Below are 13,822 nucleotides of genomic sequence, written 5' to 3'. Positions count from 1 at the left end.
CAAAATTTAAAGCCCGCTTTTTAGTATTTAAAAGCGGGCTTTTTTTATTTAATTAATATACAGTTCATCCGAAAATTAGGTAGATAAACTTTTTTTCATATACATTTGTAGCCTCAAAAATGATGTATGGCGAAGAATTTAGTAATAGTTGAGTCACCTGCAAAGGCCAAAACAATAGAGAAATTTTTAGGAAAGGATTTTAAGGTAGAATCCAGTTTCGGACACATTGCTGACCTCCCTTCAAAGGAGTTGGGCGTTGATGTGGATGGGGATTTTAAACCGAAATATCAAGTATCCCGAGACAAAAAAGATGTTGTAAAAAAATTGAAAGAACTTGCCAAAAAAGCTGAAATGGTTTGGTTGGCCAGTGATGAAGACCGGGAAGGAGAAGCTATTGCATGGCATTTGGCCGAAACGCTGAAATTGGATAAATCCAAAACGAAGCGTATCGTGTTTCATGAAATTACCAAATCGGCCATTCAAAAAGCAATTGAAAATCCACGAGGTATCGATTACGATTTGGTGGATGCGCAACAGGCGCGTCGTGTGCTGGATAGAATTGTAGGGTATGAATTGTCCCCCGTTTTATGGCGAAAGGTGAAAGGCGGTTTGTCTGCCGGACGGGTGCAATCCGTTTCGGTACGATTGATTGTTGAAAAAGAAAGGGAAATTGAAGGATTTACGCCGGTTGCTTCTTATAGAATCGATGCAGAATTCTCAAATGAAGACGGTCAGACCTTTAAGGCGAAATTGCCAAGGAATTTTGAAACCGAAAAGGAAGCCCTTGAGTTTCTAAATAAAAATATCAGTGCCACATATCAGGTTTCAGATTTAGAAAAGAAACCTGCAAAAAAGACGTCGGCACCCCCATTTACAACATCAACCTTGCAACAGGAAGCCTCCAGAAAGCTTGGGTTTTCTGTGAGTAGGACCATGACCAATGCCCAACGTTTGTATGAGGCAGGTTTGATTACTTATATGAGAACGGATAGTGTGAATCTATCTGATGAGGCCAGGGCCGGGGCAAAAGCCGAAATTCTTTCGGCCTATGGTGATAAATACAGCAGACCTCAAAATTATAAGGGCAAATCCAAAGGAGCGCAGGAAGCACATGAGGCCATTCGTCCAACTGATTTTTCAAGACATTCCTTGGCTATCGAAAGGGACCAAGCTAGATTATACGAATTGATTTGGAAACGTGCCATCGCCTCTCAAATGAGTGATGCTGAATTGGAGCGTACCAATTTGAAAATCAAAGTCAACAGTTCAAAGGCTGTTAGTCAGCAATTTGTGGCCAATGGTGAAATCATCACCTTTGACGGCTTTTTAAAGGTGTATTTAGAAGGTACCGATGACGAAGATGTGGAGCAGGATGGTATTTTACCGGATATGAAAGTTGGTGAAACCCTAAATAACCAATACATCACGGCAACGGAGCGCTTTACCCGCCCTCCATCCAGATATACCGAGGCATCTTTAGTAAAGAAATTAGAGGAATTGGGTATCGGTCGTCCGTCAACTTATGCGCCAACTATTTCCACCATTCAAAATAGAAATTATGTTGAAAAAGGTTCCAATGAAGGTGTTGAAAGAAAGTACAAGCAATTTGTGTTTAAAAGCGGGACTGTTAAAGAAAAGAACCTTACCGAAAAAACGGGAGCCGATAAAGGAAAATTGGTCCCAACCGATATAGGAATGATAGTAACGGACTTCTTGGTAAACCATTTCGAAGCTATTTTAGACTATAATTTTACGGCCAAAGTTGAAGAGGATTTTGACGACATTGCAGATGGCAAGGAAGATTGGACGGAAATGATGCAATCATTTTACAAGAAATTTCACCCCGTGGTGGAAGATGTAAAAGAGAATGCCGATAGGGAATCTGGTGAACGTATTTTAGGTGAAGACCCAAAAACAGGGCGACAAGTCAGTGTTCGACTTGGACGATTTGGACCAATGGTTCAAATAGGTACAGTGGATGACGAAGAAAAGCCATTGTTTGCCAGCCTGAGCCCAGACCAGCAATTGAATACCATCACTTACGATGAGGCCATGGCTTTGTTCGAACTACCAAAAACCCTGGGAAAATATGAGGGTGAGGAGGTTCAGGTGAACAATGGGCGTTTTGGGCCTTATGTTAAATTTGGTTCGTCATTCGTGTCCTTGCCAAAAGGTGTCGATCCTTTAAGTGTGGAGCTTGACGAAGCGATTAATTTAATAGAAGAAAAGAAAAAGGCGGATGCACCTATATATATGTATAAGGATTTGCCGGTACAAAAAGGTAAAGGGCGTTTTGGACCATTCATCAAATGGAACAATATGTTCATCAATGTGAACAAAAAGTACGATTGGGATAATTTGTCTGATTCCGATATTGTGGAATTGATTGAAGATAAAATTCAAAAGGAAAAGGATAAATTGATTCACCATTGGGAAGATGAAGGTATCCGAGTTGAGAAGGCTCGCTGGGGCAGGCACAATGTCATCAAAGGCAAAATAAAAGTAGAATTGCCCAAAACCGTTGATGTTACGGATATGACCTTGGAGGAAGCCAAAGCCCATATCGAGACAAAAGCACCAAAGAAAAGAGCGACCAAAAAGCGAACTACAAAAAAAGCAAGCGCAAAAAAATAAACACAATACCCAAACATGAACTTCAATTTTCTCTCCCCAGTATCTGACAATGTTTTAGCCCATAACGAATTATTGTCGATGCAAGGCCTGGGAAGGAAGCTACGGGTGCATTCTAATCAGCACGGTATTCCGGATTTGGACGGGGTCAATATCGCCTTATTGGGCATCATTGAAAATAGAAATGATGTAGATTATATTGGTGGGACCTTTGAATTGGATGAAGTTAGAAAATCCCTTTACGCCCTGTTCCCGGGAAGTTGGTCTACAACCATTGCAGATTTGGGAGATATCAATGCCGGTGAAAGTGTTGAAGATACTTATTTTGCTCTTCAGGAAACCATTGCCATTCTGGTAAAGAAAAATATCATTCCCATTTTGTTGGGAGGCAGTCAGGATTTGACCTATGCCAACTATAGGGCCTATGATAGTGTTATCCCAATGGTGAATTTGGTCAATGTAGATTGCAAGTTCGATTTGGGCGATTCGGCTAAGCCCATCAAAAACAATAGCTATGTTGGGAAAATTATTCTCGACGAACCCTATAATCTATTCAACTATTCCAATATTGGGTACCAAACCTATTTTAATTCACAGGAAGAAATCGATTTGATGGAGCGCCTCTACTTTGAATCCTATCGCCTGGGGCAAATTAATCAGGACATCACCGTCGTAGAGCCTGTATTGCGGGATGCCAATATCGTAAGCTTAGATTTAAGATGCGTAAAGGGCGCCGAAGTGAGTTTGCGCCAAAAGTTTTCGCCTAATGGATTGGATGGCAAAGAGGTTTGTGCCATTGCCCGTTATGCTGGCATCAGTAATAAAGTCAGCTCTTTCGGTATTTATGAATATAAACCTTCAAGTGACGATGCCCTTTCGTCGATGCTTGTAGCTCAAATCATTTGGTATTTTATCGAAGGTGTTAACTGCCGGGTGAAGGATGATGATTTCACGGATGAAAGTAGCTATCAAAAGTTTACCGTATTGGTTGAAGAACAAGAGCTTGTCTTTTATAAAAGCAATAAAACGGGGCGTTGGTGGATTGAGATTCCTTTTTTATCAGAAGTGAATAATAAATTAAAAAGACATACGTTATTACCATGCACGCACCAGGATTATGTAGATGCCACTAAAAATACGGTCCCAGACCGCTGGTATAAAGCGTTCCAGAAGAATTCCGTGTAATAGACAAAGTATGGTCAAACGGTTAATTTTATCGATGAAATGCTTTCTTTTCACGATGAAACGTTAATTTTTTAGACAAATAGTTGTTTTTCTTAAAATATATAAATATGTTTACGCTCTCAAAATTGAAGCATAAATAATTAACCTCGAGTTTTCTATGAATATGAAGAAGTTTGTTTTATTAACCGCAGTTTTAGCTCTGCTCACTAGTTGTGGCTCTAACGATAAGGGTGAACTGGTAGGAGTTAAAGGAAAAAAATGGCATCCAGAAAAACCTTATGGTATGGAATTGGTGCCTGGTGGTGCTTTTATAATGGGTAAAGCTGACGATGATCTTGCCGGGGTAAATGATGCTCCTGGTCAAACCGTGACGGTTAGAGCCTTTTATATGGATGCTACCGAAATTACAAATAGCGAATACAGACAGTTCGTTCATTGGGTAAGAGATTCTATATTACGTATGAAATTGGCAATTCTTGCCGATGAAGTTGGGAAAACTCCTGAAGATGGTGGTATTGGTGAGTTTGCATTTAAGGATGCTGATACTGCTAATATGTCCGTTTACGAAAAATATATGTTTGAAAACTATACTGGATTGGGCCCGACTGGTTATGAAGGTAGAAAAATCAATAGAGATATCGATTTGATTTTGGATACAGCAGACTATCCGGATGAATTCTATGCAGAGGTAATGGATACAATGTATTTGCCTTTGGAAGAATCTTATAACGGACAACGCACTTGGGATGTGAAGAAATTCAAGTTCCAGTATAGCTTTATGGACATTCAGGAAGCTGCTAGGAATAGAGGTGTAAAGCGAAGTAAAGTAATTAAAAAGGAAGAAATCGAAATTTATCCGGACACAACCGTTTGGATCCGCGATTTTCAATACTCTTATAATGAGCCAATGCACAATGATTATTTCTGGCACGAGGCTTATGGAGACTATCCTGTAGTAGGTGTAACTTGGCAACAGGCCAAGGCCTTCTGTGAGTGGAGAACCATCAACAAGAATTCTTATCAAAAATCAAGAAAAGGAGCGGCTATGGTCAATACCTTTAGATTGCCATCCGAGGCAGAGTGGGAGTACGCAGCCAGAGGTGGTCTGCAAGCGGCAACTTATCCTTGGGGAGGCCCATATACCAAAAGTGATAGAGGATGTTTTATGGCTAACTTTAAGCCAGTACGCGGAGATTATGCAGCAGATCAAGCATTGTACACGGTAGAGGCGAAAAGCTATGAACCAAACGATTACAACTTATACAATATGGCAGGTAATGTTGCTGAATGGGTAAACGCATCATACGACCCTGCATCATATGAGTATAATTCAACCATTAACCCAAGCGTTAATGATCCAGACAACAAGCGTAAAATCATACGTGGTGGGTCTTGGAAAGATGTGGCTTACTTTTTACAGGTAAGTACTAGAGATTACGAATACGCAGATTCTGCGAGAAGTTATATAGGTTTCAGAACAGTTCAGGATTACATGGGGACAAACGTAACCCGGAACGCAAGAAACAAGTAAAATCAAAATAATAACTATTAATTTAACCTACTTGAGTAGTTAGACTACTCAAAATTAAAAACCAGAAATTATGGCACAGTCAAAAGCAAGTAAAAGGTTCATGAATATGGCCTACGGGTTGGGAGCATCAATTGTAATTGTTGGAGCTTTATTCAAAATTACACACTTTGAAATTGGATTCCTTACCGGAAACGTTATGTTAACGATAGGTCTTGTTACCGAAGCAATTATATTCGCGCTCTCAGCGTTTGAACCAGTAGATGACGATTTAGATTGGTCTTTAGTATACCCAGAATTAGCTGGAGGATCTGCTAAGGAAAAAGAGAACCCTAAAGGTGTATTATCTCAAAAATTAGATGAATTATTAAAGGAAGCTAAGATTGATGGAGAATTAATGGCCAGTTTAGGCGATAGCATTAAGAACTTTGAAGGTGCTGCTAAAAGCATTTCTCCTACAGTAGATTCAATTCAAGCTACTCAAAAATATGGTGAAGAATTATCTTTAGCGGCCGCTCAAATGGAATCTTTGAACAGCTTATATAAAGTTCAATTGGATAGCATTAACAAACAAGCTTCTATCAACGAAGAGTCTGTTGAAAACGCAGCCAAGGTAAAAGAACAAATGGAATCTTTAGCGTCTCATTTATCCTCACTTAACGGTGTGTACGGTGGTATGTTGTCTGCAATGAACAAAAAGTAATTAGGGGTTAACCCAAATTTAATTAACCATTAAAACCTAATTAACATGGCAGGAGGAAATTTATCACCAAGACAGAAGATGATAAACTTAATGTATTTGATATTTATTGCGATGCTCGCATTAAATATGTCAAAGGAAGTTTTATCAGCCTTCGGATTAATGAACGAAAAGCTTACGGAGTCTAATGAGGCTACCGAGGCTAGAAACGCGAGTTTCGTAGCTAGTTTGGATCAAAAGGCTTCAGATCAGCCTGAAAAATACAAGCCTTTAAAGGCTAAAGCAGATCAGATTGATGCTCTAGCGCATAAGTTTGATTCTTATTTAGTGGATTTAAAGGGTAAGATGACCGCTACGGTAGACGACCCTACAGATTATGAAATCATGGATAAGGGCGATTACCTAGATCAAAACTTCTTTAAAGGGGACAAGCTGAAACCTGAAGGAGAGGAGTTCCTAAATCAGATCAATGGATTTAGAGATGGTGTAATTAAAGTACTTTCAGGTGACAAAGCTATGGAAGGCATCATCAAGGAAGTTCAGGACAAATTTAGTACTGAGCAAGAAGTAAACCGTGATGGAATCAAGGTAGATTGGTTGGATTACCACTACAAAGGGTTCCCATTGGTAGCTTCTTTAACCAAGATGACACAATTACAAGCTGATATCAAGACTACCGAATCTGAGATTTTATCAAAAATGTTAGAGGGTGAGTTGTCTAGCCAGGTATCTATGACAAATTATACCACTTTAATGGAGACCTCTAAATCTGCCTACTTTAATGGAGAGCAGTTTGATGGTCAGATAGTACTAGGTCGTAAAGATGCTACAACCAAGCCTAAAAGAGTAGAATTAAAATTGGATGGCAGACCGCTTTCTGAAAACCAATATACAATTGAAGATGGTAAGGTGAAATTGAAATTAGGAACTGGTGGTGTTGGAGAGCACAAAATCACAGGTGACCTTATTTTTGGTGAAGGTGGAGAGGAAATTAAAGTTCCTGTAAACTCATCTTTCGCTACTGTGGCAAAACCAAATTCAGCAACTATTTCTGCTGATAAAATGAACGTAGTGTACCGTGGTGTAAAAAACCCAATGACGATTTCTTTCGCCGGTATTCCTGATAACAAAGTTTCGGCTAGTGCTGGACAATACTTAAAAAGAGTTAGTGGAAGCAAATATGTTATGGATGCTACATTAGCTAAAGGTAGAGAAATAACTATTAACGTTACGGGGAAATTACCTGATGGTAAACCTGTTTCAGATAGAGCAACCTTCAGAATTAAGGATTTACCAAGACCAACAGGTACTATTAGAGGTGAAACTTCTGCAAAAATGCAACGTCAGAGTTTAGAAAAATCTACTGTTGGTGCTATGTTTGAAGACTTTGACTTTGAATTACCATTGCGTGTTACAGGATTTAAATTTAAAGTTCCTGGACAACCAACAATAAATGTTAGAGGAAGTAAGTTAGATAGTAGAGCCAAAAGTGCTTTGCGTAAGGCCAAGCGTGGTTCTGGTGTTCAGATATTTGATATCGAAGCTAAAGCCAGTGGCGTAAGTGTGATACTTAAAAAGGTATCCCCAGTATTTATTGAGCTTACAAATTAAAAAGAAACTATTGGGCTAACCTCGGTTGGCCCAATATTTATAAAATTGAAAATAAGATGAATTTGAAAAGTGTTTTGTTAGCTGTTGTTGCTGTTTTTACGGTATCTAGTGTATTTGCCCAAGCGAATATATTAAATGCCAAAAGTCCTGAGGAAATCGGGGTAAGAACGGCGGAACAAAAGGAAATTGACAACGATAAGCCATTGGAATATGGATATGTTGACGATAGAGATATCCTTTTTTCTAAAATGACGTGGGAAAAAGTTGTTCTTGATGAGCGCGCCAACTTTCCATTGTATTATCCAATAGACACAAATAATATTGGAAACGACAGGAGATCTCTTTACGATGTTTTGATGAAGAACATCAAAAATGGGAAAATCAAAAACATTTATGATGATTCTTATTTTACTACTAAGCGTACACTTAAAGATATTCAAGCAGCATTGAAAAGTATTGATACTACCGAATTGGGTATTGAACAGTTGAATGCAGGTGAAGAATTATCAGATGAGTATATAGACGTAAGGGAAATTACTGCCGCCGAAATTCAAGAGTACCATATTAAGGGACTTTGGTATTTCGATAAGCGTCACGCTGAAATGAAGTACAGACTTTTGGGAATTGCTCCAGTAGCGCCAGATGTTAACTTCATCGATGATGATAATCCAGATTTAGTAGAGTTATTCTGGGTATTTTTTCCAGATGCCCGAGAAGTATTGCATGAGGCTAAAGCCTTTAACAATTCCAATAGTGCCATTCCGCATTCGTTTGATCATATCTTGAATGCCAGACGTTTTCAAGGTTATATTTATAAAGAAGAAAATGTGCAGGGCGATAGAAAGATTAGCGAATACGTTTCGGATAATGCTTTAATGCAGCTTCTTGAATCTGAGCGCATCAAAACAAAAATCAGGGATTTTGAATTGGATATGTGGACATACTAGTTTAAAACCTAAAGTATAATTTGAACGCCCGCTTTTAGCGGGCGTTTTTATTTGCACAGAATTTATGAGCTATTATTTATGGCATTCGAAAACCCAAAAATTAGTAGATAACCAACTCCTCCCCTTCTTTTCGAGGGGAGGACAATTTCGCCACAGGCGGAATTAGGAGGGGTCTAAAGTCTGATTGATTAAGACTCCTTCACGTTCGTCTAAAATATGCACCTTTTCCATTATATTCGCACCAAATGAAAACAGAATACGATTACATTATCGTCGGCTTGGGTTTAGCAGGAATCTGCTTTTGCGAACAGTTAAGAGCGCACAACAAAAGCTTTGTAGTATTTGATGACAGTTCCCAACAATCCTCAACGGTTGCAGGAGGATTATACAATCCAGTCGTTTTAAAGCGTTTTACTGCCGTTTGGAAAAGCGATGAGCAATTGCCCTTGGCACTTGCAATGTATCAAGATTTAGAGCAATTGCTGGACGTAAAACTGGATTATAAAATCCCGGTGTACCGTAAGTTTGCATCCGTAGAAGAACAAAACAATTGGTTTACTGCCTCAGATAAACCAGCGCTTAAGCCATATCTTTCAACCGGCATTATTAAAAATGAAAACCCGGCCATTCAAGCCTCCTTTGGTTTTGGAGAAGTCTTGTATACAGGGCGTATTGACGTCAAAATTCTGATGGAAACCTATCGCGAGTTTTTGACAAAAAGAGGACTATTTCAGAAGGAATCTTTTGAATATTCAAATATTTTAAACAACAATGAATCAGTGGTTTATGAAAATATCATAGCAAAGCATATTGTGTTTTCTGAGGGCTATGGAGTCGTCCAAAACCCCTTCTTTCAAAACTTGCAATTATCACCAACCAAAGGAGAACTACTGATAATCCATGCGCCCGATCTGAAGATTGATTTCGTATTAAAAGGTCCAGTGTTTTTGATTCCTATGGAGGACGATTTATATATCGTTGGCGCGACATACGAACTATACGACTTAACCCATAACCCTACCGAAAAAGGCAAAAATAAACTTTTGGAAGGTTTAAAAACGATGATTTCCTGTCCGTTTGAAATTGTAGATCAAGTGGCAGGTATCCGTCCAACCGTAAGGGACAGGCGACCTTTAGTTGGGCAACATCCAGTTCATAAACACCTGTATGTTTTAAATGGATTAGGAACGAGGGGGGTGATGATAGGGCCATATGTAGCAAATCAACTTTATAATTTTATTGAAAACGAAGAAGAACTTGAGCCCGCTATAAATATTTCCCGGTACAGCTAAGATTGTCCTTTTTTATTCGCCAGTTTCTCGTCATAGCTCATAAACAGATTGATCCAAATATTTCGGGAAAGACGCATGATGATTGGCATAAATACGACTAGGGTTCCCACTATCGAAATAAAAGTCGCTTTTAACCCGGCCCCTAGGAAAAGGTTGCTAATAACGAAAGCCGCGACGGCAAAAGCAATCCCTACGGCATAGCTCACATACATGGCGCCGTAGAAAAATGAAGGTTCGATTCTATATTTGGTATTGCAGTGCGAACAGCGCTCATTAACTTTCAAAGTTTCTGAAAACACATAAGCATTTTTGTTACTGTACATCGATTCTTGATGGCATTTTGGGCAACTTCCCGTCAAAATGCTGTACAATTTCGTTCCTTTTTTAAACATTTATTTCAAAAATATGTCGGCTCGTCACGAATGTGGCGAGGTTTCAAATTAAACTGTCATTCCCGTGAAAACGGGAATCTAAATAAAAAATTTTAAGAAATTTTTTATCGTATTTTTGCTCGCAACAAAAGTAATTGTAATAATCCAAAAGGCTGTAACATTAGTCACATTTCTATGCTGAATATCCATAACTTATCTATTTCATTTCAAGGCGAATACCTGTTTGAAGATATTACTTTTAAGCTAGGTAATGGCGACCGTGTGGGGCTGATTGGAAAAAACGGTGCTGGGAAATCTACTATGCTCAAAATTCTTTCCAAGGAATTGGAACCGGATTCGGGGCAGATTGCTACTGATAAAGCACTGAAGATAGGGTTTTTAAAGCAGGACATTGATTTTGTTCAAGGGCGAACGGTTTTGGAGGAAGCCTACGAAGCATTTACGGAAATAAAGGCTTTGGAAACAGAGATGGAGCGAATCAATACGCAATTGGCCGAGCGTACGGATTATGAAAGTGAGGGCTACAACCAATTGATGATTGATATCAATGATTTACAACATCAATATGAAATTTTAGGTGGTTATAATTATCAGGGTAATACAGAGAAAATATTGCAGGGACTTGGTTTTTCACGCGATCAATTCAATAATCCAACCGATACATTTTCAGGAGGGTGGCGCATGCGGATTGAGCTGGCAAAATTGTTGCTTCAAAATAATGATATCCTCCTTTTGGATGAGCCTACAAACCATTTGGATATTGAATCTATTATTTGGCTTGAAGGTTTTTTAAAGAACTACCCGGGAGCTGTGGTAATTGTATCGCATGATAAAATGTTTTTGGACAATATTACCAATCGCACTATTGAAATCTCATTAGGCAGGATTTATGATTACCCAAAGCCCTATTCAAAATACTTGGTTTTGAGAAAGGAACTCCGCGAACAGCAGTTGGCCTCTCAAAAAAACCAACAAAAACAGATTGAGCATACCGAAAAACTGATTGAAAAGTTCCGGGCAAAGGCTTCTAAGGCTACCATGGCTCAATCCCTCATTAAAAAACTGGATAAGATTGAGCGAATCGAGGTGGACGAGGATGATAATAGCGTTATGACCTTAAATTTCCCCGTATCTGTAACACCAGGCAAGGTGGTAGTAGAGGCAGAGAGGATTTCAAAAAGTTACGATGAAAACGAGGTGTTAAGATCCATCGATTTGTTAATCGAACGTGACAGCAAAACCGCTTTTGTTGGGCAGAACGGTCAAGGAAAATCCACTTTAGCAAAGATTATTGTTGGTGAAATAAAGCATGAAGGGCAATTGAAGTTGGGGCATAATGTGGAGATCGGTTATTTTGCTCAAAACCAAGCCGAGTATTTGGACGGCAACAAAACCGTATTGGATACTATGATTGATGCGGCCAATGAATCCAATCGAAGTAAGGTACGCGATATTTTGGGATCGTTTTTATTTAGGGGAGACGAGGTTGAAAAGTATGTGAGAGTACTTTCTGGTGGGGAGCGGAACCGATTGGCTCTGGCCAAGTTAATGCTTCAGCCATTTAATGTCCTGATAATGGATGAGCCTACCAACCATTTGGATATCAAATCAAAAAACGTTCTTAAAGAAGCGCTTAAACGGTATGAAGGAACATTGATCGTGGTATCACACGACAGGGATTTTCTTCAAGGATTGACCAATAAAGTGTACGAGTTTAAGGACCATAAGATCAAAGAATATTTAGGCGATATCGATTATTATTTAGAGCAACGCCAGGTGTTGAATCTTCGCGAGGTTGAAAAGCGTACGGTGGTTAAAGAAACACCTAAACAAAAAAATAAACATTCCTATGAAGAACAGAAAAGGCTCAAATCATTGAATAACAAATTGAGTAGCGTGGAGGCCAAAATTTCCCAATTGGAAAAGGAAATAAAAGAAGACGATATGGAATTGGCAACGAATTATGATCCTACGGTGGCCGATAAAAGTTTCTTTGATAAATACCATAAAAAAAAGCAAAAATTAGAGGAACTCATGGCAGACTGGGAAGTCATTCAATATAAGTTGGAAGCTTTGTCCTAGGCGGTATTCGGCCTTTTTAGGGTTTTTTTAACGGGAATACGTGGGTATTTTGAATACTTTCGCATAGAATGCCTAAATTGTAATACCAAATCGATTATAAAATGTGACATGAGAATTAAGATTATTTTTCGCTTATGCGAGATGAAAAGTCAAACCATAGCCTTATCCCGATAGCTATCGGGAACGGTTTTGTTTTTCACCTAAGTATAAGTAGAAAAAGAAATTAATTATTAGTGATATTTTATAATCGATTTGGTATAATGGCAAATTCATTTCGCATTCGCTAACCATCAACATTCATGCGTAATATCATCTTATCCCTTCTGGGTCTTTTACTTATCGTAGGGGCCGTTTTTATTGGTAATAGCATTGCTGATAATAAAAAGAAAAGGCGGCCTGTTCCCAAAAAGGTAGTAAAAACTGTGTTCACCGATACGATTCAAAATGGTGTCGTTCAAATTGTAATACCCGCCAATGGTAATTTGGTGGCCAAACAACGTGTGGAATTGTTTGCCGAAGTACAGGGCATATTTCGGTCTAACGGAAAGCTTTTTAGGCCTGGGCAAAAATATGTCAAGGGGGAAACGCTCATTAAAATTGACGCTTCTGAACACTTTGCCAATGTGCAATCGGCCAAAAGCAATCTTTATAATTCCATTGCTTCGATAATGCCGGATTTGAGGTTGGATTTTCCTGAAGTTTATCCCAAGTGGCAAACCTATCTCAACAATTTCAATTTAGAGAAGTCAACACCGAAATTACCCGAAATGACTTCTGAAAAAGAGAACTTTTTTATCACCGGTCGAGGCATTGTATCCAGTTACTACAATGTGAAAAACTTGGAACAACGTTTGGCAAAATACAATATCCGTGCGCCATTTTCAGGAATTTTAACGGAGGCCTTGGTTACTGAGGGCTCGTTGATCAGAAACGGACAAAAATTAGGCGAATTCATCAGTCCTTCAGTTTATGAGATGGAGGTGGCCATTAGTAAGACCTATGCAGGTTTTCTTCAAGTTGGGGAGCAAGTAGCGCTTAATAATTTGGAGCATACTGAAACGTATTCTGGGATAGTTTCCAGAGTTAATGGACGCATCGACCCCACTACCCAAACTGTTACGGCCTTTATTGAGGTGAAAGATGAGCGCCTAAAAGAAGGCATGTACCTTGAGGCCAATCTCAATGCTAAAAAAGAAGAAAATGCCATAGAAATTAGTAGGAGTTTGATGCTGGACGGAGAACAGATTTTTGTAGTAAGAGATAGTGTTTTGGATGTGATAGATGTCAATCCCGTCTATTTTTCGGATACCAAAGTGGTGCTAAAGGATATACCAGAAGGCACTGTGATTATTGAAAAGCCCGTTCCAGGAGCCTACGCAGGCATGATGGTACGGCCTTTCGGGATAAAACAAAAGGAAGCTCCTCAAAAACTTATGACAAGAAAAGCGCAATAG

General features: G+C 39.1%; 10 protein-coding genes. 9 read left to right on the top strand and 1 reads right to left on the bottom strand.

From position 1 onward, the window contains the following. Positions 1-126 precede the first annotated feature (126 nt). The 7 genes from topA (at position 127) to H7U19_RS05955 (ending at position 9,894) form a co-directional block, all read left to right on the top strand. A complete protein-coding gene (gene topA / locus H7U19_RS05985) occupies positions 127-2,634 on the top strand; it encodes a type I DNA topoisomerase (RefSeq protein WP_186560142.1) in 2,508 nt (835 codons plus the stop codon). A gap of 15 nt (positions 2,635-2,649) precedes the next feature. Continuing rightward, on the top strand, positions 2,650-3,816 hold the full coding sequence (locus H7U19_RS05980) for a formimidoylglutamase (RefSeq protein WP_186560140.1): 1,167 nt from the start codon (positions 2,650-2,652) through the stop codon (positions 3,814-3,816). Positions 3,817-3,979: 163 nt separating this feature from the next. Next, entirely contained in the window at positions 3,980-5,347 is a 1,368-nt protein-coding gene (gene porK, locus H7U19_RS05975) for a T9SS ring complex lipoprotein PorK/GldK (protein WP_186561500.1), read from the top strand. Positions 5,348-5,417: 70 nt separating this feature from the next. Then, positions 5,418-6,047, top strand: a complete 630-nt coding sequence (gene porL / locus H7U19_RS05970; RefSeq protein ID WP_186560138.1) for a type IX secretion system motor protein PorL/GldL — start codon at positions 5,418-5,420, stop codon at positions 6,045-6,047. Positions 6,048-6,092: 45 nt separating this feature from the next. Beyond that, entirely contained in the window at positions 6,093-7,655 is a 1,563-nt protein-coding gene (gene porM, locus H7U19_RS05965; RefSeq protein WP_186560136.1) for a type IX secretion system motor protein PorM/GldM, read from the top strand. A 56-nt stretch (positions 7,656-7,711) separates the two neighbouring features. Next, complete coding sequence (gene porN, locus H7U19_RS05960) at positions 7,712-8,602, top strand: type IX secretion system ring subunit PorN/GldN (RefSeq protein ID WP_186560134.1); 891 nt, start codon at positions 7,712-7,714, stop codon at positions 8,600-8,602. 245 nt (positions 8,603-8,847) lie between these two features. Then, positions 8,848-9,894 (top strand): NAD(P)/FAD-dependent oxidoreductase, encoded by a 1,047-nt coding sequence (locus H7U19_RS05955; RefSeq protein ID WP_186560133.1) that lies wholly within the window; start codon positions 8,848-8,850, stop codon positions 9,892-9,894. Here H7U19_RS05955 and H7U19_RS05950 read toward each other — a convergent pair. Then, entirely contained in the window at positions 9,891-10,286 is a 396-nt protein-coding gene (locus H7U19_RS05950) for a DUF983 domain-containing protein (RefSeq protein ID WP_186560131.1), read from the bottom strand. The genes H7U19_RS05955 and H7U19_RS05950 overlap by 4 nt on opposite strands. 174 nt (positions 10,287-10,460) lie before the next feature. Between H7U19_RS05950 and H7U19_RS05945 the strand changes: the two genes are divergently transcribed. Both H7U19_RS05945 and H7U19_RS05940 read left to right on the top strand, forming a co-directional pair. Further along, positions 10,461-12,368, top strand: a complete 1,908-nt coding sequence (locus H7U19_RS05945) for an ABC-F family ATP-binding cassette domain-containing protein (RefSeq protein ID WP_186560129.1) — start codon at positions 10,461-10,463, stop codon at positions 12,366-12,368. A 299-nt stretch (positions 12,369-12,667) separates the two neighbouring features. Continuing rightward, a complete protein-coding gene (locus H7U19_RS05940; protein WP_186560128.1) occupies positions 12,668-13,822 on the top strand; it encodes an efflux RND transporter periplasmic adaptor subunit in 1,155 nt (384 codons plus the stop codon).

The organism is Hyunsoonleella aquatilis (genome assembly GCF_014270105.1).
Taxonomy (GTDB): Bacteria; Bacteroidota; Bacteroidia; order Flavobacteriales; family Flavobacteriaceae; genus Jejuia; species Jejuia aquatilis.
This window is presented reverse-complemented; position numbering and strand designations above follow the sequence as displayed.

Coding starts and splice junctions, on each gene's coding strand:
- H7U19_RS05955 (WP_186560133.1), top strand. CDS start 8,848: ATGAAAACAGAATACGATTACATTATCGTCGGCTTGGGTTTAGCAGGA.
- H7U19_RS05980 (WP_186560140.1), top strand. CDS start 2,650: ATGAACTTCAATTTTCTCTCCCCAGTATCTGACAATGTTTTAGCCCAT.
- H7U19_RS05945 (WP_186560129.1), top strand. CDS start 10,461: ATGCTGAATATCCATAACTTATCTATTTCATTTCAAGGCGAATACCTG.
- topA (WP_186560142.1), top strand. CDS start 127: ATGGCGAAGAATTTAGTAATAGTTGAGTCACCTGCAAAGGCCAAAACA.
- H7U19_RS05940 (WP_186560128.1), top strand. CDS start 12,668: ATGCGTAATATCATCTTATCCCTTCTGGGTCTTTTACTTATCGTAGGG.
- porN (WP_186560134.1), top strand. CDS start 7,712: ATGAATTTGAAAAGTGTTTTGTTAGCTGTTGTTGCTGTTTTTACGGTA.
- porK (WP_186561500.1), top strand. CDS start 3,980: ATGAAGAAGTTTGTTTTATTAACCGCAGTTTTAGCTCTGCTCACTAGT.
- H7U19_RS05950 (WP_186560131.1), bottom strand. CDS start 10,286: ATGTTTAAAAAAGGAACGAAATTGTACAGCATTTTGACGGGAAGTTGC.
- porL (WP_186560138.1), top strand. CDS start 5,418: ATGGCACAGTCAAAAGCAAGTAAAAGGTTCATGAATATGGCCTACGGG.
- porM (WP_186560136.1), top strand. CDS start 6,093: ATGGCAGGAGGAAATTTATCACCAAGACAGAAGATGATAAACTTAATG.